17 protein-coding genes are annotated in these 21,099 nt (G+C 65.0%); 14 read left to right on the top strand and 3 right to left on the bottom strand.

Annotated features, from left to right (window positions below; genetic code table 11):
• Window positions 1-5: 5 nt before the first annotated feature.
• Window positions 6-1,691 carry an MFS transporter gene (locus ACYVRU_RS00985; protein WP_278573211.1) on the bottom strand — a complete coding sequence of 562 codons (1,686 nt, stop codon included), beginning with the start codon at window positions 1,689-1,691 and terminating at the stop codon, window positions 6-8.
• Window positions 1,692-1,966: 275 nt separating this feature from the next.
• Here ACYVRU_RS00985 and ACYVRU_RS00980 point away from each other — a divergent pair, with 275 nt between their 5' ends.
• The 10 genes from ACYVRU_RS00980 to panF all read left to right on the top strand — a co-directional run bounded on the left by ACYVRU_RS00980 (window position 1,967) and on the right by panF (window position 14,593).
• A complete protein-coding gene (locus tag ACYVRU_RS00980) occupies window positions 1,967-2,527 on the top strand; it encodes a hypothetical protein (protein WP_022740013.1) in 561 nt (186 codons plus the stop codon).
• Window positions 2,528-2,822: 295 nt separating this feature from the next.
• Complete coding sequence (locus tag ACYVRU_RS00975) at window positions 2,823-3,359, top strand: hypothetical protein (protein WP_022740012.1); 537 nt, start codon at window positions 2,823-2,825, stop codon at window positions 3,357-3,359.
• Window positions 3,360-3,623: 264 nt separating this feature from the next.
• Entirely contained in the window at window positions 3,624-5,000 is a 1,377-nt protein-coding gene (tig, locus tag ACYVRU_RS00970) for a trigger factor (RefSeq protein WP_223901133.1), read from the top strand.
• A gap of 154 nt (window positions 5,001-5,154) precedes the next feature.
• The gene (gene clpP, locus ACYVRU_RS00965; RefSeq protein ID WP_051353498.1) at window positions 5,155-5,787 is read left to right on the top strand and encodes an ATP-dependent Clp endopeptidase proteolytic subunit ClpP; all 633 of its coding nucleotides are present in this window, start codon (window positions 5,155-5,157) and stop codon (window positions 5,785-5,787) included.
• A 6-nt stretch (window positions 5,788-5,793) separates the two neighbouring features.
• Window positions 5,794-7,191: an ATP-dependent Clp protease ATP-binding subunit ClpX gene (clpX, locus tag ACYVRU_RS00960; RefSeq protein ID WP_022740009.1), complete on the top strand. Its 1,398-nt coding sequence runs from the start codon at window positions 5,794-5,796 to the stop codon at window positions 7,189-7,191.
• Window positions 7,192-7,303: 112 nt separating this feature from the next.
• Window positions 7,304-9,979 (top strand): valine--tRNA ligase, encoded by a 2,676-nt coding sequence (locus ACYVRU_RS00955; protein ID WP_461185612.1) that lies wholly within the window; start codon window positions 7,304-7,306, stop codon window positions 9,977-9,979.
• Window positions 9,980-10,046: 67 nt separating this feature from the next.
• Window positions 10,047-10,550 (top strand): zinc ribbon domain-containing protein, encoded by a 504-nt coding sequence (locus tag ACYVRU_RS00950; RefSeq protein WP_117284824.1) that lies wholly within the window; start codon window positions 10,047-10,049, stop codon window positions 10,548-10,550.
• Between the two features lie 165 nt (window positions 10,551-10,715).
• The gene (gene thrS, locus ACYVRU_RS00945) at window positions 10,716-12,635 is read left to right on the top strand and encodes a threonine--tRNA ligase (RefSeq protein ID WP_461185611.1); all 1,920 of its coding nucleotides are present in this window, start codon (window positions 10,716-10,718) and stop codon (window positions 12,633-12,635) included.
• A 154-nt stretch (window positions 12,636-12,789) separates the two neighbouring features.
• Complete coding sequence (locus ACYVRU_RS00940) at window positions 12,790-13,116, top strand: DUF997 family protein (protein WP_461185610.1); 327 nt, start codon at window positions 12,790-12,792, stop codon at window positions 13,114-13,116.
• The gene (panF, locus tag ACYVRU_RS00935; RefSeq protein ID WP_461185609.1) at window positions 13,109-14,593 is read left to right on the top strand and encodes a sodium/pantothenate symporter; all 1,485 of its coding nucleotides are present in this window, start codon (window positions 13,109-13,111) and stop codon (window positions 14,591-14,593) included. The genes ACYVRU_RS00940 and panF overlap by 8 nt, the downstream gene beginning before the upstream one ends.
• Window positions 14,594-14,683: 90 nt before the next feature.
• On the opposite strand, the gene trxB is transcribed toward panF, so the two are convergent.
• Together trxB and trxA are read right to left on the bottom strand one after the other, a co-directional pair.
• Entirely contained in the window at window positions 14,684-15,694 is a 1,011-nt protein-coding gene (gene trxB / locus ACYVRU_RS00930; protein ID WP_461185608.1) for a thioredoxin-disulfide reductase, read from the bottom strand.
• A gap of 156 nt (window positions 15,695-15,850) precedes the next feature.
• Window positions 15,851-16,159, bottom strand: a complete 309-nt coding sequence (gene trxA / locus ACYVRU_RS00925; protein WP_114540266.1) for a thioredoxin — start codon at window positions 16,157-16,159, stop codon at window positions 15,851-15,853.
• Between the two features lie 295 nt (window positions 16,160-16,454).
• Between trxA and ACYVRU_RS00920 the strand changes: the two genes are divergently transcribed.
• From ACYVRU_RS00920 to ACYVRU_RS00905, 4 genes are all read left to right on the top strand, one after another.
• The gene (locus ACYVRU_RS00920; RefSeq protein WP_461185607.1) at window positions 16,455-17,843 is read left to right on the top strand and encodes a cation:proton antiporter; all 1,389 of its coding nucleotides are present in this window, start codon (window positions 16,455-16,457) and stop codon (window positions 17,841-17,843) included.
• 99 nt (window positions 17,844-17,942) lie between these two features.
• Window positions 17,943-19,016, top strand: a complete 1,074-nt coding sequence (gene prfA, locus ACYVRU_RS00915; RefSeq protein ID WP_461185606.1) for a peptide chain release factor 1 — start codon at window positions 17,943-17,945, stop codon at window positions 19,014-19,016.
• Window positions 19,016-20,074, top strand: coding sequence for a N5-glutamine methyltransferase family protein (locus ACYVRU_RS00910; protein WP_461185605.1), 1,059 nt, complete (start codon window positions 19,016-19,018; stop codon window positions 20,072-20,074). Before prfA ends, ACYVRU_RS00910 begins: the two co-directional genes overlap by 1 nt.
• A gap of 14 nt (window positions 20,075-20,088) precedes the next feature.
• Window positions 20,089-20,919 carry a purine-nucleoside phosphorylase gene (locus ACYVRU_RS00905; RefSeq protein ID WP_461185604.1) on the top strand — a complete coding sequence of 277 codons (831 nt, stop codon included), beginning with the start codon at window positions 20,089-20,091 and terminating at the stop codon, window positions 20,917-20,919.
• Window positions 20,920-21,099: the final 180 nt, after the last annotated feature.

Genomic DNA, 21,099 nt, shown 5'->3' with positions numbered 1-21,099 from the left:
GCGAGTTACATCTCGCGGTCGACTACCGGCTCGAAGGGCATCTCGTCGGCCGTCTCGGCCACGATGGTCTCCTCCTTGCCGTCCTCTTCCTTCTTGAAGATGGTGATCCAGCGGGTCGTGAACAGGCCGAGCAGGATTAGCACGCCGGAGACCACGTAGGAGGTGATGGTGGACTGAATGCGGGCATCGGAGTTCAGCTGCACCAGCTCGGCGCGCTGGGCATCGTCCATGGGGATGTCGGCGATGGTCTGCTCGAACTGCGCATCGCCCATGAGCGAGATGTTGCGCTCGGCCACGGCGGTGCGGATCTCGGGAGTGATGACGGGGCTGTCGGCCATGGCGTTGTCGATGTTGGCGGTGATGCCGAACAGGAGCACCGCGCCGATGGCGGCCACGCCGATGGCCTGGCCCACGTTGCGCATGGTGGTCTGGATGCCGCCGGACTGCGAGGCGTCGCGCTCGTTGACGGCCAGGGCCACGATGTTGTTGGCCTGGGCGGAGACGATGCCGGCGCCAGCGCCGGCCACGGCCAGGCCCAGCCACATGAGGCCGTTGACCTCAGAGCCGTGCAGCGAGAAGGCCATGGGGATGAAGGCGCAGGCCATCACGATGTAGCCGACCTGGATGACGCGGCGCGGGTTGGCGTTGGGCATAAACTTCGGAATGCCCAGCGAGAAGATGAAGGTGGGGATGCCGACGGCCAGCGCCATGACGCCCATGAGCACCGGGGACCAGCCGGCAACGAGCTGCAGGTAGGGGGACAGGAGGATAGCCTGAACGCCCATGAAGAAGAAGGTGATGGCGCTTGCCACGAGGCCGGCGCGCACCTGCGGGGTCTTCAAGAAGGACTGGGGCAGAAGGGCGATGCCGTTCTTCTGCTCGACGCGCTTCTCCACGGGCACCAGGATCACGAGCAGGATCAGGCCGAGAATGGCCATGGGCAGGGCCGGGGAGATGCCGAAGATGGTGAAGGGGCACTCGGCGAAGGGCTCGATGAGGCCCCAGGCGGAGATGCGGGAGAGGCCGACGAGGAACAGGAACAGGCCCGTGGCGGCGATGCCGGTGCCCAGCCCGTCGAACTTCAGCTTCTCAGCGGGCTTCTCGATGGCCGGCAGCTTGAAGGACAGCAGCAGCACCAGGGCGAAGTACACGGCCAGGGCGCCGAAGGTCACGCGGAAACCGCCGAACTGCATGACGATGCCCAGGAACAGCGGCAGGAAGGCCGACAGTCCCGAGGCGGCGCCGATGCAGCCGAAGGCCAGCACGCGGTTCTTGCCATGGTAGATGAACGGAATGAGGCCGAGCACCGAGGGGATCATGAAGCTGGCGCCGAAGCCGACAAGGATGCGGCCGCCCCAGATGAAGATCGTCATGTTCGGCGACAGCGCCATGACCAGCTCGCCGGCGGCGCACAGGGCCGCGCCGAGGCGGAAGTTGGTGCGCCAGCCGATGATGGTGCCCACCAGGCCGCCCGCTGCCATGAAGGCGCCGGCCATCAGCGAGTACACCATGTTCGCCAGCTGGATGTCGGGGGTCGTCGCACCGAGCACGTCGACCAGCTGTTGGTTGGCCAGTCCGAGCGCGCCGTTGTCGCCCGACGTTCCCATCTGCGCCAGAATCAACACGATAATGGGCAGCACGAGGAACTTCTCAACACCCCCCTCGGGATGTGTCGCTTTGCTCTTCGCCATTATGTCCTCCTTTAATCTTGGATGGGATGTCTACGCCGAAAAGGGTAGTCTCGTCGGCTCCCTTCGTTATTCGGCGGCGCTCATTGTAGAAAGATTGCTTCCTTTTCGCACATGAAGCATTTCCGTTGCAACGGAAATGCTTCATGTGCGAAAAGGAAACACCGGTTCCTATACTGCTCGACGGTCAATTTCCGCGCGGCCCTTCTCGGCACCCCGACAAGATGCGAGGGGGCGCGGTTTGCGAACGAGCATGGCAAGAAGAAAGGAATCACTTCATGGCAAAGACCTCCAAGACCCCGAAAGCCCCCAAGTCCTTCAAGTCCTACGCGCTGAACAAGTGCCTCATCGGCTACGGCGTGGTGAACGGCATCATCAACGCGGCCATCTTCGCCGGCATCAACGCCGGTGCTCCCGATGCGATGTTCGGCATGCACGACATCGTGCACGACCTCGCCTTCACCGGCCTTCTCCTCGGCATGCTGCTGTTCGCCTGCGTCGTGCCGCTCACCCGCATGGATCTGCGCAAGGGCGTTTTCTCCCTGCCCGGTGCGGCGGGCGGTGCCTTTCCGCTCGTCTCCTCGTCCTACGCGGTCTCCATTCTCGGCGTGGGCGCGCTCGCCGCGGTGGTCATGACCGGTGCCGGCGCCCTTCTTTCCTTGGCATTGCCGGCCGCCGGCGCTACCGTGACCGGCATGATGTTCCTCAAGGGCCTGGTGTGCGCTTTGGGCGGCGCGGTCGCCGGCTGGTTCACCATCAGCTTTGTGGTGCGCGGCCAGCAGAAGGCCGACGAGGTGGCGGCCGCCATGGCCTCCAAGACTGCCGAGGCAGCGCTCTAGGGCAATCTGCTTGGATCTGCGCTTGCGCCCGTCGAGATCGGTCTTGCGAGAGGCCGTTCCCGGCGGGCGCGCTTTGTTTCGAGCGAGGCGCGGGGGCTGCTTGTCGAAACAGGTCGGGAACGAATCGGTGGCTCGCCGATGGCAAGGTTGCCCCTAAGGTTCCTCCGTGCCCACCCTTCCGTAACGGCATTCCGGGTTTTCGCCGATGGCATCAGCGCGATGCCCATAATGAGGCGCGCCGGGCGACTTCGGCAAGTTGTGCCAGCAGACGAAGATCCCGATGAAAGGAATGCTCATGGCAAAGTCAATGGCTGGCTCGGCGCCCGCGGCGCCGACGCGGTCCGCTAAGCCGTTCAATTCATACTTGCTGAATAAGTGCATCGTCGGTTACGGCATCATCAACGGCATCATTAATGCGGTCATTTTCTATCTTATGCACCTGTCCGAGCCCGAGCTCCTCTTCAGCGAGGCCGACATCTTCCATGACTTCGCGCTTACGGGGGTTCTGCTCGGCATTCTGCTGTTCGTCATCGTGGTGCCGCTCACCCGCATGGATCTGCGCAAGGGCGTTTTCTCCGGGCCGAATGTCGCCAATCTCGGCGGCGCGGCGTCTCTCGTGCCGGCGAGCTACGCTCCGGCATTGCTCGTGGCAACGGTTGCCGCCACCGTCTCGCTGATGGGCGTCGGCGCTTTCGCCTGCGTGCTTCTGCCGCTGCCGCTTACCGTGACGGGCCTTATGCTGCTCAAGGGCCTTGTGTGCGCTTGCGCCGGGGCCGTCGCCGGGTACATCACGATCTGCTACGTCGTGCGCTCCGGCAAAAGCGAGGCCTAAGCGGCGGTCTGCAGAGTCCCGGTGCCCTGCTTGGGACGGGCGGGGATCGCCAGAGTACGTCGAATCGACGCTCCTGGGAGACGCGGGATGCCCCGCGTCTCTTTTTTGTGTCATGGTGTCGGTGACGTGTAGCCACTGTGGGAGGGTTGTGGCATAATAGCGAACCGTGCGCTTCCGCGGCGGATTCCCGTGGCGGATCGCCGAGGAAGTGTTCGCGCGGGCGATAAGCCCGTAACGTGTCAGGAAACGATGGAGGAACTATTCGTGGAAACTAAGGTTGAGTCCCTGGAGGGCAACAAGGTCAAGGTCACCGTCACGGTGGACGCCGCTGATATCGACGGCCGCATCAAGAAAACCTACAAGGACTTCGCTCGCAAGTACAACTTCCCGGGATTCCGCAAGGGCAAGGCCCCGCGCCCGGTTATCGACAACGCCCTCGGCGCCGAGGCGGTCGTCGGCACCGTCACCGAGGAGCTGCTGAACGGCACGTGGACGGCCGCGATCGACGAGGCCAAGCTCGCCCCGGTGGGCGGCCCGGTCATGGAGACCAACGAGATCGTGAAGGCCGGCGAGCCCTACGAGTACTCCTTCACCATCGAGCTGCGCCCCGAGGTAGAGCTTACCAGCTACGAGCCCGTGGCCATCGAGATGCCTTTCGCCGAGGCCACCGATGCCGAGATCGACGAGCAGGTCGAGGCCATGGCCGAGCACTACACCGACTATGAGGACGCTTCTGCCGCCACCAAGATGAAGCCGGAGAACTACGCCGACCTCACCATGAAGGCCACCGACGCCGACGGCAACGAGATCGCCGCGCTTACGAGCGAGTCCCGTCTGTACGGCCCGGGCACTGGCATGTTCTCCGAGGCCTTCGACGAGGAGATCCTCGGTATGAAGAAGGGCCAGACCAAAGAGTTCACGCTCGAGATTCCCGAGGACGAGACGGCCGTGCTTCTGGCCGGTCAGGCGGGCAAGCCCGTTACCTTCGAGGTCACCTGCAACGTGGTGAAGAAGAAGGTCACGCCCGAGGTCACCGACGAGTGGGCCAAGGAGAAGATGGGCTTCGAGTCCGTCGAGGACATGCGCGAGCGCATCAAGGAGTCGCTGGATATGCAGAAGAGCTCGCTGATGCCGCGCATCAAGGAGAACAACATCATGGTCGGGCTGCGCGACCGCGTCGAGGGCGACGTGCCCGAGTCCCTGGTTGAGCAGGCCGAGACGTCGCTGCTCCAGGACTTCTTCGGCCAGCTGCAGCAGGCCGGCATGACCTTCGACGCCTATCTGGCCAGCCAGAACATCACGCCCGATCAGTTCAAGGCCGACCTGAAGGCCCAGTCTGCCGACCAGGTGAAGGAAGAGCTCGCGCTCGAGGCCTGGGCTCGCCACAACAACATGGAGATCACCGATGCGGACGTCGCCGCCGAGTTCGCCAAGACCGGCGTGGAGGATCCCGCGGCGCTGGAGCAGGAGTGGCGCGACGCCGGCCGTCTGCACCTCATCCGCACGGGTCTTTTGCGCCAGAAGGCCATCGAGGATCTCATGGAGAACGCGAGCGTGACCGAGGTGGACTTCGCCGCCAAGGCCGCTGAGGAGAAGAAGGCCGCCAAGAAGGACGAGAAGGCCGAAGAGGCCGCCGAGTAGCTTTCCGGCTAGCACGTTTTCGAAGGGGCGGGTCTCACCGCCCTTTCTGCTATTTTCGCTAGGAGTCTTGCGCTGCGAACGGATGTATAGCAATATGATCTTGAACTATGTGGAGGCCGCTGCGAGCGGCCCTATTTACGAAAGCGAGGTATCTATGGGCATCGAACGCGTGAACAACGCCCTCATCCCCTACGTCATTGAGCAGTCGCCGCGCGGCGAGCGCAGCTACGACATCTACAGCCGCCTGCTCAACGACCGCATCATCTTCCTGGGCGAGCAGATCGACGACCACGTGGCCAACTCGGTCGTGGCGCAGCTTTTGCACCTGGAGGCCACCGATCCGGACAAGGACATCTCCCTGTACATCAACTCGCCCGGCGGCTCGGTCACGGCCGGCCTCGGCATTCTGGACACCATGAACTTCATCAAGTGCGACGTGTCCACCATCTGCATCGGCGAGTGCGCCTCCATGGCCGCGGTGCTCCTCTCCTCGGGCACCAAGGGCAAGCGCTTCGTGCTGCCGAACTCCATGGTGCTCATCCACCAGCCCTTGGGCGGCGCCCAGGGCCAGCAGACGGAAATCGCCATCGTGGCCGACTTCATGCTGAAGACGCGCAAGCGCCTGAACAAGATCCTGTCCGAGAACACCGGCCAGTCCATCGAGAAGATTCAGCTCGATACCGAGCGCGACAACTACATGACCGCGGAGGAGGCCAAGGAATACGGCCTCGTCGACGAGATCATCTACCATCACGGCGCCATGCCCGGAGAGAAGAAGAGCGAATAAGACCCCATGAACCATCGTCACGACAATTACGGCCCCACTGACACCAATTATTTCTGCGCCTTCTGCGGCAAGACCGGAGACCAGGTCAACGCCATGATCTCCGGCCCCAACGGCATCTATATCTGCGACGAGTGCATCTCGGTGTGCGCCGATGCCATGATGCGGGACATGGGCTACGCCATGGCCCAGGAGGTGGAGATGCTGGAGGACGATCCCCGCCGCATGGGCTGGATGAACCCGCCGGCCGCCCAGGTCGAGCGCCAGGCCAGTCCCGTGGTCGACAACGCCCCCTCGCCGGCCGAGGTGCTGGGAGATTTGCCGACGCCCCACGAGCTGTACGCGCGCCTGTCCGAGCACGTCGTCGGCCAGGAGGAGGCCAAGCGCGCCCTTTCCGTGGCCGTCTACAACCACTACAAGCGAATCTCCATGGGCGCCGCCGCCCAGGAGGGCGACGTGGAGCTGGCCAAGTCGAACATCATGCTCATCGGCCCCACCGGCTCGGGCAAGACGCTTCTGGCCCAGACGCTGGCCCGCACGCTGAAGGTGCCCTTCGCCATCGCTGACGCCACCACGCTCACCGAGGCGGGATACGTGGGCGAGGACGTGGAGAACATCCTGCTCAAGCTCATCACCGCCGCCGACTTCGAGGTGCCCCGGGCCGAGATCGGCATCATCTACATCGACGAGATCGACAAGATCGCCCGCAAGGCCGAGAACCTCTCCATCACCCGCGACGTGTCCGGCGAGGGCGTCCAGCAGGCGCTCCTCAAGATCGTCGAGGGCTGCGAGGCGAGCGTGCCTCCCCAGGGCGGCCGCAAGCACCCCCAGCAGGAGCTCATCCCCATCGACACGACGAACATCCTGTTCATTCTGGGCGGTGCCTTCGTGGGCCTGGCCGACATCGTGGCCCAGCGCGTGGGCACCACGTCCCTCGGCTTCGCCAGCGAGCTGCCCGCCTCCAAGAAGGAGTCCGAGGCCGAGCTTCTGAAGAAGGTGCTGCCGGAGGACTTGAACAAGTACGGCATGATCCCCGAGTTCGTGGGCCGCATCCCGGTCATCACGTCGCTGAACGAGCTGTCGGAGGAGGATCTCGTCCGCATCCTCGTCGAGCCGAAGAACGCGCTCGTCAAGCAGTACACCCGCATGTTCGAGTTCGAGGACTCGCGCCTCACCTTCGAGCCGGCGGCGCTTTCCGCCATCGCCCATGAGGCGGTGGAACACGGCACCGGCGCCCGCGGCCTGCGCTCCATCTGCGAGCGCGTGCTCATGGACGTCATGTACGACTTGCCGGAGCACAAGGGCGCCACCTCCGTCACGGTGCGCGCGAGCGATATCGCCGGTGAGACGCGCCCCGAGATCGTCGAGATCGCCGACGGAAGCGCTCAGGTGGCTCTTTCTGCGTAAGGCAGCGGGCCTTCTGTGCGATAATCGCCCAAGGCAATCTGGCGGGCGGCCGCGTGCGTGCCGCCCGCCTTGTTTTATACCGAGCAATCAGGGAAAGCGAGGGCAAGGGCCTATGTCCGAGGACAAGAAGAAGTCCACCGACTACGCCGCCATGGAGCGGCCCATCTTCGAGGCGTGGAAGGACGCCGGCTACTTCCAACGCACGCCGGGCTTCGGCGAGCATGCCGACGAATCCTACACCATCGTCATCCCGCCGCCGAACATCACCGGCGTGCTGCACATGGGGCATGCCCTGAACGACACCATCCAGGACGCCTGCATCCGCCGCGCCCGCATGCGGGGCTTTAAAACCCGCTGGATCATCGGCACCGATCACGCCGGCATTTCCACCCAGACCAAGGTGGACAAGCGTCTGGCCGAGCAGGGCATCTCGCGCTTGGAAATCGGCCGCGAGGCGTTCATCGAGGAATGCTACAAGTGGCGCGAGGAGTACGGCACCACCATCGTGAACCAGATCAAGGGCATGGGCTGCTCCTGCGACTACTCCGACGAGCACTTCACGCTCGAGCCGGCCTACGTGCGCGCCGTGCGGAAGCTGTTCACCGACTGGTACCACGAGGACATCATCTACCGCGGCAAGCGCATCGTGAACTGGTGCCCGCACTGCACCACGGCCATCGCCGACGACGAGGCCGAGTACGTGGACGAGGCGGGGCATCTGTGGTACCTGCGCTACCCGCTCGCCGAGCCGGTGGACGGCCTGGAGTACCTGGTCGTCGCCACCACGCGTCCCGAAACGATGCTGGGCGACACCGGCGTGGCCGTCAATCCCAAGGACGAGCGCTTCGGGCACCTCGTCGGCAAGACGGTGAAGCTGCCGCTCGTGGACCGCGAGATTCCCATCTTCGCCGACTGGCACGTGGATACCGAATTCGGCACGGGCTGCGTGAAGGTGACGCCGTCGCATGACCCCAACGACTGGGCCATGGGGGAGCGCGCCGGTCTTGAGCGCATCAACATCTTCGACGAGACGGCCCATGTCGTGGAAGGCTACGGGAAGTTCTCCGGCATGGACCGCGACGAGGCCCGCGAGGCCATCGTGGCCGCCTTCGACGAGCTGGGCCTGCTCGATCACGTGGAGGATCACGACCATTCCGTAATGACCTGCTACCGCTGCCATACCAAGCTGGAGCCCTGGGAGTCCGAGCAGTGGTTCGTGGCCGTGGACGCCCTGAAGGAGCCGGCGGCCCGCGTGGTGGAGGACGGCTCCATCCAGTTCCATCCCGCGCGCTGGAAGCAGGTGTACCTGGACTGGCTCGCCAACCTGAAGGACTGGTGCATCTCCCGCCAGCTGTGGTGGGGCCACCGCATTCCCATGTTCTACTGCGACACCTGCGGCTGGGAGGACGCCTCGGTGGAGGAAATCGAGGTGTGCCCGGTCTGCGGCGCGCCGGTGCGCCAGGACGAGGACGTGCTGGACACCTGGTTCTCCAGCCAGCTGTGGCCCTTTGCCACCATGGGCTGGACCGAGGAGGGCATGGACGCCCCGCAGATGCGCGACGCCTACCCGACCCAGGTGCTCTCCACGGCCCGCGACATCATGGGCCTGTGGGTGGCGCGCATGGTCATGGCCTCCATGTACTGCTGCGACGAGACCATCCCCTTCGACGACGTCATCATCCATCCGACGGTCATGGCCGCCGACGGCAAGCCCATGTCGAAGAGCCGCGGCAACGGCGTCGATCCGCTGCGCCTCATGGAGGACTACGGCGCCGACGGCATGCGCTTCGGCCTGCTCATGCAGGTGACCGGCGCCCAGGACTTGAAGTTCAACGAGGCGAAGCTGGAAAGCTCCCGCAACTTCGCGAACAAGGTGAAGAACGCGAGCCGTTTCGTGCTCATGAACCTGGAAGGGTATGAGCCCGGCGCGCCCGAGCCCACCACGCCGGCCGACCGCTGGATCTTCTCGCGACTGGCCAAGATCGTCGCTGCGGTGGACGCGGCCTACGATAACTTCGAGTTCGGCGAGATCACCCGCGAGCTGTACAGCTTCGTGTGGAACGAGTTCTGCGACTGGTACATCGAGTTCTCGAAGGCGCGCCTGGGGGCCGACGCCGATCCGGCCGACCGCGTCGTGTGCCAGCGCAACCTCGTGTTCGTGCTGGGGCAGATCCTGCGCCTTCTGCATCCCATCATGCCGTTCGTGACCGAGCAGGTCTACGGTGAGATGCCCAAGGATGCCGATGCGGCTCCGATGCTCATCGTGGCCGCGTGGCCCGATGCGGGCGAGCTCGCCGCCTATGTGGACGAGGACGCCGAGCGGGCCATTGCCATGGTGTGCGAGGTGGTGGGCGCGGTGCGTTCCACCCGGGCGCGTTACGGCATCTCCCCGAAGACGGCGCTGCCCGTGGCCGTGAAGGTGGCCGACGAGGCCGACGCCGCGCTGCTTATCGCCCAGGAGCACCTGGTGCGCCAGCTCGCCAATGTGGAGGAGTTCGACGTGGCCGTGGAGGCCTCCAAGCCCGCCGAGTCCGCTGTGGTGCTGGGCTGCGGGCTCGAGGTGTACATCGTGCTGGCGGGGCATGTGGACTTCGCCGCCGAGCGCGCGCGCCTCGTGAAGGAGCGCGACGGTGTGGCCAAGGACGCTGCCAAGTTCGAGAAGAAGCTCGCGAACCCCGGCTTCTTGGCAAAAGCGGCCCCCGAGATCGTCGAGAAGGACCGCGCCAAGCTGGCCGACCTCACCGACAAGCTCGCGCGCTTAGATGCACAAATCGCGGAGCTGGGGTAACGCACGAGAGAGTTTGCTATAATGGGTCGACACGTCATCAATTGCACTCGAATCAGAAGAGGTTGATATGAGCGAGCTTCTTGCCCAGCTGTGGACGCCGGAGATGCAGGCGGCTTTTACCGTCGTTTTGGTCCTGCTGGTCATTTTGTACGTGCTTTCCATCGTATGGGTCGTGCGCGACGCCTATCTGCGTGGCACCGCCTGGTACATCTGGGCCGTGGTGGCGCTCGTGCCGGTGCTGGGGCTTGTGGCCTACTGCCTGCTTCGCCCGCCGCTGCTGCAGCTCGACCGCGACGAGCAGGAGCTGGAGATCGCGCTCAAGCAGCGCCAGCTCATGAAGTACGGCGAGTGCGCCAACTGCGGCTATCCCGTGGAGGCGGACTTTGTCCTGTGCCCGAACTGCCACACGCAGCTGAAGAACCTCTGCATGCGCTGCAACCACGCGCTGGAGCCCTCCTGGACGGTGTGCCCGTACTGCGCTACCCCCGTGGGCGCCCCGGCGCCGCATGGCACCCGCCAGCGCCGCCCCTCCGGCCAGGCGCGTCAGAGCCGCCCGGCCAGCCAGGGCTAGGCTTTTTCAACAAGTTAGCCTAAAGGCAGAGCCGCCCCCGTGCGGCTCTGTTTTAATAGGGGAGCACCGGAATCCCGGTGCTTCGAAACGGAGTCGGGGTAGTCAACGCCCCGGCGGAAACCGCGCAGGCGCTCTGTGCGCGCCCGGCGCGAGGAAAGGAGTTCCATGAACATCGTACTGCCCGACGGATCCGTCAAGGAGCTGGAAGAGGGCGCCACCGTCGCCGACGTGGCCGCCTCCATCGGCGCGGGGCTCGCCCGCGCGGCGCTGGCCGGCATCGTCAACGACACCCCCGTCGATTTGGACGCCGTCGTCTCCGACGGCGATTCCGTGGCCATCGTCACCGCCAAGAGCGACGAGGGCCTCGAGCTCATGCGCCATTCCACGGCCCATCTCCTGGCCGCCGCCCTCACCGATTTGTATCCCGGCGTGAAGTTCGGCGTCGGCCCGGCCATCGAGAACGGCTTCTACTACGACATCGAGCTGCCCGAGGGCGCGACTGTCTCGCCGGACGACTTCGCCGCCATCGAGGCGCGCATGGCCGAGATCGCCAAGTCTGCCGCCGCCATCACCCGTCGCGAGGTCACCCGCGACGAGGCGCGGGAAATCTTCGCCGATCAGTCGCTCAAGCTCGAGCTCATAGACGAGCTGCCCGAGGACGAGGCCATCTCCATCTACCAGCTCGGCGACTTCACCGATTTGTGCCGCGGGCCGCACGTGCCCGACACCGGCAAGCTCGGCGCCTACAAGCTCACCAAGGTGGCCGGCGCCTACTGGAAAGGCGACTCGAACAACGAGATGCTCACCCGCATCTACGGCACGGCGTTCCTCAACAAGAAGGAGCTGGAGGAGTACCTGCACAACCTGGAGGAGGCCGAGAAGCGCGACCACCGCAAGCTCGGACGCGAGCTGGGCATCTACATGATGGAGCCCATGGCCGGCGTGGGCCTGCCGCTGTACCTTCCCAAGGGCGCGCGCGTCATCCGCACGCTGCAGGAGTGGCTGCGCCGCGATCTGTACGAGCGCGGCTACGAGGAGGTCATCACCCCGCACATCTACAACGCGGACGTGTGGAAGACCTCGGGCCACTACGGCTTCTACCACGAGAACATGTACTTCTTCCAGATCAACGAGGGCACCGACGAGGAGCCGCGCTACTCCGAGTATGGCGTGAAGCCCATGAACTGCCCAGGGCACGTGATCATCTACAAGAACGAGCTGCACTCCTATCGCGATCTGCCGCTGCGCTACTTCGAGTTCGGCACCGTGTACCGCCACGAGATGTCCGGCGTGGTTCACGGCCTGCTCCGCGCCCGCGGCTTCACCCAGGACGACGCCCACATCTTCTGCACTAAGGATCAGGTGGTCGACGAGGTGGTCGCCATTCTGGAGCTGGTCGACTACATCATGGGCACCTTCGGCTTTACCTACGAGGCCGAAATATCCACGCGCCCGGATAAGTCCATCGGCACCGACGACATGTGGGAGCACGCCACCGAGTCGCTGAAGGAGGCCTGCGCGCGCCGGGGCCTCGCCTACGACATCAACGAGGGCGACGGCGCCTTCTACGGCCCGAAGATCGACATCAAGGTGAAGGACGCCATCGGGCGCACCTGGCAGTGCTCCACGGTGCAGATCGACTTCAACATGCCCATGCGCTTCGGGCTGACCTACCGCACCGAGGACAACACCGAGGAGACCCCCTGGATGCTGCACCGCGCCATCTTCGGCTCCATCGAGCGCTTCCTCGGCATCCTCATCGAGCACTACGCCGGCGCCCTGCCGCTGTGGCTGGCCCCGGTGCAGGTGGCCGTCATCCCCATCGCCGACCGCCACAAGGAGGCGGCGGCCGAGTTCGCCGGCGAGCTGAAGAGCGTCGGCGGCCGCGTGGAGGTCATGGATCAGAATGAGCCCATGAAGGTGAAGATCGCGAAGGCCCAGAGCCAGAAGATCCCCTACATGATCGTCATGGGCGACAAGGAGGTCGAGGAGAAGCTCGTCAGCGTGCGCGAGCGCTCCGAGGGCGATTTGGGTCAGTGGGATCGCCAGAAGTTCATTGACGTGATCAGGGACGCCGCCATCTAGACCTATAGCCAGAAACTATAGGTAACACCGCGTCAAACGGAAGGCTCCGAGGGTACACTGCCCTCGGAGCCTTTTGCGTTCCGAAGGAACGAGTGCGGGATCGAAGGGGCCGGATGCCGAAGGGGCGGAAGGCCGGTGACGAGAGGAGAGGGGCATGAGGAGGACGTTCTCCACCTATGGCGCCAAGATGCGCCAGGCCAATCGGGAGGCGGTGGCGACCGTCGTCGCGCTGGCGGTCATCGTGGCCGTGTGGCTTGTGGGCGGTATCGGGCTGGCCGGCTGCGGCATCGAGGTGTTCTCGACGCCCATCTGGATCATCGGGGGCACCTTAGGCCCGTGGGTCGCAGCCGTTGTCTGCGCCGTGGTGCTCGCGCGCTGCGTCTTCGCCGACTTCAGCCTCGACGACGACGCCGAGGCCGTCGCCGAGGCGGCCTCCGTGGGCGCAATGGGTGCCGAAGGGGAGGAGGCCCGCCGTGGCTAGCCTCGCATCGCTCATCCCACTCGTCCTCTTCCTCCTCATTGCCCTGGCGGCGAGCATCGTCGTGCGTCGCCGCGCCGATGCGACCGGGGGCGGCTTCGTCAACCGCTACTTCATCGGCAACCGCGCCCTCGGCGGCTTCGTACTGGCCATGACTACCATCGCCACCTATGGCTCGGTGAGCTCCTTTGTGGGCGGGCCCGGCCAGGCATGGCAGATCGGCTTCGGCTGGGTGTACATGGCCGTGGTGCAGGTGACGGCGCTCGTTCTGCTCTACGGTATCTTTGGGAAGAAGATGGCGCTCGTCTCCCGCAAGCTGGACGCGGTCACGGTAGTGGACGTCGTCCGCGCCCGCTACGGTTCCAATGCGCTCGCGAACGTGTCGGCGCTCGTCATCGTGCTGTTCTTCGCCGCCACCATGGTGGCCCAGTTCGTCGGAGGCGCGAAGCTCTTCGAGGCGGTGACCGGGTACTCCTACCTGGTGGGTCTGGCGCTGTTCGGGGTGGCGGTCGTCCTGTTTACCACCATCGGCGGCTTCCGCGGCGTGGCCGTGACCGATGCCCTCTGCGGCATCATGATGCTCGTGGGAATCGTGGTGCTCGCCGGGGGCATTCTGTCCGCCGGGGGCGGCTACGAGGCCATCATGACCTCCATCAAGGAGACCTCGCCTCAGATGCTTGAGCCCTTCGCCGGGGGCGCCATGCCGCCGTCTCTGTACTTCACCCAGTGGCTGCTCGTGGGCGTGTTCACCTTCGTGCTGCCTCAATCGGTGGTGCGCACCATGGGCTACAAGGACGTGAAGTCGCTGCACCGCGCCATGATCTGGGGCACGGTTATCATCGGCGCCATGATGATCGGCGTCACGTCGCTCGGCGTGCTCTCCGCCGGCGTTCTCATGGAGGATCTCGGCGCCTACGGGGGCAGCGTGGACAACATCATTCCGACGGTCATCACGGCATCGCTGCCGCCGGTGCTGGCGGGCATCGCCATCATAGGTCCGGTGGCCGCGTCCATCTCCACGGTGTCGTCGCTGCTCATCTCGTCGTCCTCGGCCATCATCAAGGACGTTTACCTGCACTGGTGCGATGACCGCGGACGCGCGCCCTCCCAGCGCTCCGTCGCCCTTTCCAGCCAGGCGGTGACGCTGGCGGTGGGCCTGCTCGTGTTCGTGCTCTCCATCGTGCCGCCGGACGTCATTTGGAAGATCAACATGTTCGCCTTCGGCGGCCTGGAGACGGCGTTTCTGTTCGTGCTCGTCTGCGGGTTGTTCTGGAAGCGGGCCAACGCCACGGGCGCTCTGCTCTCGCTCGCCGGCGGCACATTGGCCTATTGCGCCGCCATGGCCGCGGGCTTCAAAGTGGCCGATCTGCACCAGATCGTCATCGGCGTGGCGGTGGCCGGCGTCCTCATGGTGGTGGGAACGCTCGCTGGCAAGCAGAAAGAAGCCGCCCGTATGGACGTCTTCTTCCCGACGGACTAGTGCCGCGGTCGGTCAACGCGGCGCGCCCGGATCCTTTTCGGGATCCGGGCGCGCTTCTTTTATGAATGGGGTTTTGGCGCTCGGGCGTCTTTATACGGCCGAGGGAGCCTCCTCAATGGCCTCCTTGGCCTCCAGAAACTCGGAGGCGGATTGGGCGCAGTTGGCGCCGTCGGCCACGGCAGTGACCACCTGGCGCAGCTCCTTGGTGCGCACGTCGCCGGCGGCGAACACGCCGGGCATCGTGGTTCTGCCCATGGCGTCGGCGACGATGTAGCCGCCGCCGTCGGTTTCCAGGTCGCCCTCCAAAAAAGCGGTGTAGGGCCTCATGCCGATGGCGATGAACACGGCCGAGGTGGCAAGCACCCGCTCGTCGTCGGTTTTCACGTTGCGCAGTTTGAGTCCCGTCACGCGCCCGTTCTCGCCCGTGATGAACTCCTCGGCAACGCTGTCCCAGCAGAACTCGACGTTGCCGAGCTCGCGCAGGCGCTCATGGTAGATGGCCGTGGCCCGCAGCTTGTCGCGCCGGTGCACCAGGTACACCTTGCGGCAGATGCGGGACAGGTAGATGACGTCGGCCGCCGCCGTGTTGCCGCCGCCCACGACCACCACGTCCTTGTCGCGATAGAAGTTGCCGTCGCAGGTGGCGCAATAGGATACGCCGCGGCCGCGCAGCTCATCCTCGCGGGGCAGTCCGAGCTGGCTGGCCACCGCGCCCGTGGCCACGATGACCGTGCGGGCGAAGTAGGTGTTAAAGGGTGTGACGAGCTTGTTGGGCTCGGCGGAGAAGTCCACGGAGGTGACGTCTTCCATGATGGCCTTCGCCCCGAAGGAGAGGGCCTGATCGTACATGTCCATGGATAGCTCGAAGCCGCTGGTGGATCGGGTGTAGCCGGGGTAGTTCTCCAAGTGCTCGGTTTGGGCGCACTGGCCGCCGGGGGAGAGGCGCTCGAATAGCGCGGTGGAAAGTCCGGCGCGGGCCGCGTACAGCGCCGCCGTGAGGCCGGCTGGGCCCGCGCCGATGATGGCGAGGTCGTACACCTCCTGGCCCTCATCGGGCTCCACCGGCGCGCCCATGCGGTTGTCGGTAACTTGGTCAGTCATAGTCGTGAGTCTCCCTCGGGCGGGACCACGCGGTATTCTGATTCGCTCAGACAGTCCTCGCTCTGCGAAACAGGACATTTAGTCCTGTTTCGTTCGCTGCGGAACTCGCTCGGTCAGAACACCCCGTGTTCCCGCTAAACATTGCCACGGTTGAAGCTAGAGCATCGCGAGGATGTTCTGCTTGGGCTGGGCGCCGAGGCGCTCGTTTTTGATCTGGCCGTTCTCGAAGACGATGAGGGTCGGCACGCTGGAGACCTGGTACTTGAAGGCCAAGTCCGGACTCTGATCGATGTCCACCTTGTAGACGGCCACCTGACCCGCCTTCTCGGTCGCGATCTCGTCGATGACCGGCGCTACCATGCGGCACGGGCCGCACCAGGTGGCGAAGAAGTCGACGAGCACCGGGGTCTTCGCCTCGAGCACCTTCGTCTGGAACTCGTCAGCCGTCTTGATTACCTCAGCCATGTTATCCTCCTAAATGGATGTTCGTATAGCGCGGAATGGGCCGAACTCGCCTTGGAGCGCATCGGCTGGAATCCGCTTCTGCCCGGTATTCTAGCCAAAGGCGCCGCCGGCGCGACGCCGCGTCAAGGGGCTGACACGAAACCGTGGCACAGACGGCAGATAATCTGCGGCTGAATCGCTCACGTCTTCAACAGTCTGTCATCGCCGCTCCCTGCATGACGCCCACATTCGCTAAAATGCCTATAGTGACTCGAGAGCTGCGCAGGTTCGCGCATCGGGAGAGAAAGGAAGCGTCATGGCGGTCGATCTGGTCTCGCTGGCCCTCATATCGCTGGTGTCCGTTGCGTGTCCCATCATTGCCGGGCTCATTCCGGGCAAGCCGATTCCCGAGACGGTGCTCCTTCTTCTGGCTGGGGCGCTGCTCGGCCCTCACGGGCTCGGCGCCATTCAGTCTACCGATGCCATCAACCTGCTGTCCGATTTGGGCCTCGCCTTTTTGTTCCTTCTCGCCGGCTACGAGATATCGCCGAAGAGCCTCACCGGCACGGAGGGGAAGCGCGGCGCCGTCACCTGGGCGGTCACCTTCGCCATCGCGTTCGTCGTCGTGGCCATTTGGCCGACGCTGTCGGCCTTCGAGCTGGACGGCCTGGCCGTGGTCATTGCGCTCACCACCACGGCCATGGGCACGCTTCTGCCCATTCTGCAGGAGCGCGGCATTCTGGGCACGCGGATGGGGAACGAGATCATCGCCTACGGCACCTGGGGCGAGCTGCTTCCCATCATCGCCATGGCGCTTCTGCTCTCGACCCGGGCCACCTGGCAGACGGTGGTCATCCTCCTCGCCTTCCTCGCCATCGCCGTGGCGGCCGCCGCTGTGCCGAAGATCGCCGAGCGCATCGGCGGCTACGTGCACCGGTTCATCGTCGCCAATGCCAACACCAACACGCAGATGGTCATCCGTTCGGTGAATCTGCTGCTCATCGGCCTGACGGCTGTTTCTGCCGTCTTCGATTTGGATATCGTGCTCGGTGCCTTCGCCGCCGGCTTCATCCTGCGCTATCTCATTCCTGAGGGCGACCAGACCATGGAGATGAAGCACAACGCCATCGCCTACGGTTTCCTCGTGCCGCTGTTCTTCGTGGTGTCCGGGGCGAAGGTGGACGTGCGGGCCATCGGAGCCGAGCCGGAGCTTTTGGGGCTGTTCATCCTCCTTCTGCTGTTCGTGCGCGCGCTGCCCATCTTCGTGGGCCTCTCCACGGGACGCGAGTCGCGCACCATGGACGTGCGCGAGCGGCTCACCATCGCCTTCTACTGCACGACGGCGCTTCCCATCATCGTGGCCGTCACCAGTGTGGCTGTCTCCGCCGAGGCCATGAGCCAGCAGACCGCCTCCGTGCTCGTGGCCGCCGGCGGCGTCACGGTGTTCCTCATGCCGCCGCTCGCCTCCGTCATGGCCCATTCGGTCAATGCCGATCTGGGCGAGGCGCTGCATGAGATCCGCGAGCAGCCCCGGGCCGTGGCCCATATTCTGGCAGAGCACCGCCGTCGCGAGCGCGAGCTGCACCGCCAGCTGAAGGCGCGCCTGGCCGCAGCGGGCGCGCGCCATGCCGACACCTTTGACCTCACCGAGCGCTGCCCCGGGGGCGTCTGCAACGTTCCAGATTCCGAAGACGACGGCCATTAGGTAGATGGCACCCTCGGCACTTGCCCCTTCTGCTACAATGCAAAGTTGCGCCTTGAGGGCGCTTACTAACCCACACCGTTTCACGCAAAGGAAGCACCCATGCAGGAAACTGATATGAAAGAGAAGCTCCAGAAGATCATGGAAGCCTATGACGAGCTGCAGGCCAAGATGGGCGATCCGGCAGTGCTCGCCGATCAGAAGGAGTACAACCGCCTGGCCAAGGAGTACGCCTCCCAAGGTCCGCTCGCCAAGAAGGCGGCCGAGTACGTCGCCGCCATGGACGACTTGGAGGCGGCTAAGGAGATGCTCTCCGACGCCGACATGAAGGAGTTCGCCCAGGAGGAGATCGCCTCCATCGAGGCCAAGCTGCCCCAGCTGGAGGAGGACATCAAGTTCATGCTCATCCCGGCCGACCCGGCCGACGAGAAGGACATCATCGTGGAGATCCGCGCGGCGGCCGGCGGCGACGAGGCCGCCATTTTTGCCGGCGACCTCTACAAGATGTACGAGCGCTTCGCCGCGGCCCAGGGCTGGAAGACCGAGACCATGGACGCCTCGCCCTCCGAGGCCGGCGGCTTCAAGGAGATTCAGTTCAAGGTGAAGGGCGATCATGTGTACTCGGTCATGAAGTTCGAGTCCGGCGTGCACCGCGTCCAGCGCGTGCCCAAGACCGAGTCCCAGGGGCGCATCCACACCTCCACGGCCACCGTGGCCGTGCTGCCGGAGGCCGACGAGGTGGAAGTGGAGATCAACGAGGGCGACCTGCGCATCGACGTGTACCGCGCTGGCGGCCCGGGCGGCCAGTGCGTGAACACGACCGACTCCGCCGTGCGCATCACGCACCTGCCCACGGGTCTCGTGGTGCAGTCCCAGGACCAGAAGTCGCAGCTGCAGAACAAGATCGCGGCCATGGCCGTGCTGCGCGCCCGCCTCTACGAGAAGATGCTCGCCGAGCAGCAGGCCGCCGAGGGCGCCGAGCGCCTGGCGCAGATCGGCTCCGGCGACCGCTCCGAGAAGATCCGCACTTACAACGGGCCCCAGGACCGCGTGACCGACCACCGCATCGGCTTCAACTCCACCTACAACGGGGTGCTTCTGGGCGACAACCTGGGGGATGTGATCACGGCTCTGCAGGCGGCCGACCGCGCGCAGAAACTCGAGGCTGCCGTCTAATGAGCGAATGGACTGTCAAATCTGCCCTCGATTGGACAACTGAATACCTCGAAGGAAAAGGGGATGAGAATCCCCTTCTTTCTTCGCAGTGGCTTCTGGGGGAGGCAACGGGTCTATCTCGGGTTCAGCTTTATATGAACTACGATCGGCCGCTCTCGGAGGACGAGCGTGGGGTGCTGCGCGACTATGTGCGGCGGCGCGGGTCCGGGGAGCCGTTGCAGTACATCACCGGGGAGGTGGCCTTCCGGCACATCACGGTGAAAGTGCGGCCCGGCGTGCTCATTCCGCGGCCCGAGACTGAGGTGCTTGTGAGCGAAGTGCTGGCGGCTCTACCGGCGCCCTGCCCCCGCGACGTGGCGTGGAATCCCGAGGCCGCCGAGCAGGAGCGCGAGGCCGTCGCCGCCGTGAAGAAGGCCCTGGTAGAGGCGGGGGAATCCGTTTCCCCTTCGGAAAATACCGAATCGAACGAGACCGAGGAAGATGTCGCCGCAGGGGGCGACTTTGGTCGCCCCTCGTCTGCAGGCATGGATGAGACTCGCAAAAGCCTTCTTGTGGCCGACCTGTGCACGGGATCCGGCTGCATCGCCTGCTCGCTGGCCTACGAGCACCCGGATGTGCGGGTCATCGCCACGGATATCGCGCCGGAGGCGGTGGCGCTCGCCGAGGAAAACGCCGAGGCTCTGGGGCTCGCCGATCGTGTGGCCGTGCTGCAGTGCTCGCTCGGATCCGGCATCGGCGAGAAGCGCATGGGCACCTTCGACGCCGTGGTTTCCAACCCGCCCTACGTGCCCACCGCCGTCATGGCCGGCATCCCGCGCGAGGTGGCCGACTTCGAGCCGACGCTCGCTCTGGACGGGGGCGCCGACGGGCTCGACCTGTTCAGGCCTCTGGCCGCCTGGGCCGCCCGGGCCCTGAAGCCCGGCGGCGTGCTCGCCTGCGAGCTGCACGAGGGCCATATGGATGCGGCCCGCGCCGTGGCCGAGGCCGCCGGATTTTCCGACTGCCGCATCGTGGACGACCTCGCCGGTCGCCCCCGCGTGCTTGTGGCGAGACGCTAGGAAGGACAACGCTCATGGCCTTGGAAAACCTGAGAGAGACGTTGGATGCAGCCCAGGCGATGATGGGAGAGCGCCTCGGCGCATTCCGGCCGGAAGTCGGTCTCATTTTGGGGTCGGGGCTCGGTTCTCTGGCTGAGCGCATCGCCGACCCGATCTTCATCCCCTTCGGTGAGGTGCCCGGTATGGGCGTATCCACGGCCAACGGGCACGTGGGGCGCTTCGTGGCCGGCGAGCTGGGCGGCAAGAGCGTGCTCGCCATGCAGGGGCGCCTTCACGGCTACGAGGGCTATACCGCTCAAGAGGTCGCCTTCCCCGTGTGGCTCATGGCCCGGCTCGGGGCGGCAACGCTTGTCACCACCAACGCCGCCGGCGCCATCAACGAGTCCTTTCGTGTCGGCGACTTCTGCATCATGACCGACCAGCTGAACTTCACGGGCCGCAACCCCGTCACGGGCACCGAGCCCGACGCCATGGCCCCGCGCTTCTTCAGCATGCTGAACGCTTACGATCCGTCTCTGGGCCAGCTGGCCCGGCAGACCGCCGAGGCGTTGGCCATCCCCGTGCAGGAGGGCGTCTACCTGGGCCTGCTCGGCCCGTCCTTCGAGACGCCCGCGGAAATCCGGATGTTCCGCGCGTGGGGCGCCGATACCGTGGCCATGTCCGTGTGCGAGGAGGTCATCGCCGCGCGGCATGTGGGGATGCGCGTGCTCGGCATCTCGCTCGTGAGCAACATGGCCTGCGGCGTTGAGGGCGCGAGCCCCTCCGACGAGGAGGTTCACGAGGTGGCCCAAACAAGAGAAGCCGACTTCTGCCGGCTCCTCGAAGGAATTCTGCAAGCAATGTAGTTGGTCGCTCGAAAGCACTTTTGCTCGTTTTGGACAAATGATGCTCCGAATGAGCTCCCGTCAGCGGAAGGACATTCGCAGGGTGGCCATAATTTATGAATTACGTTAACGACTCTTTGAAAACGAGGCTTGTGAAAGCATAGAAACCGGGTAAAGTTCGATGCTGCGGTTCACTCGGAG

The sequence above is a fragment of the Adlercreutzia sp. CNCM I-6216 genome (assembly GCF_977113345.1).
This window is presented reverse-complemented; position numbering and strand designations above follow the sequence as displayed.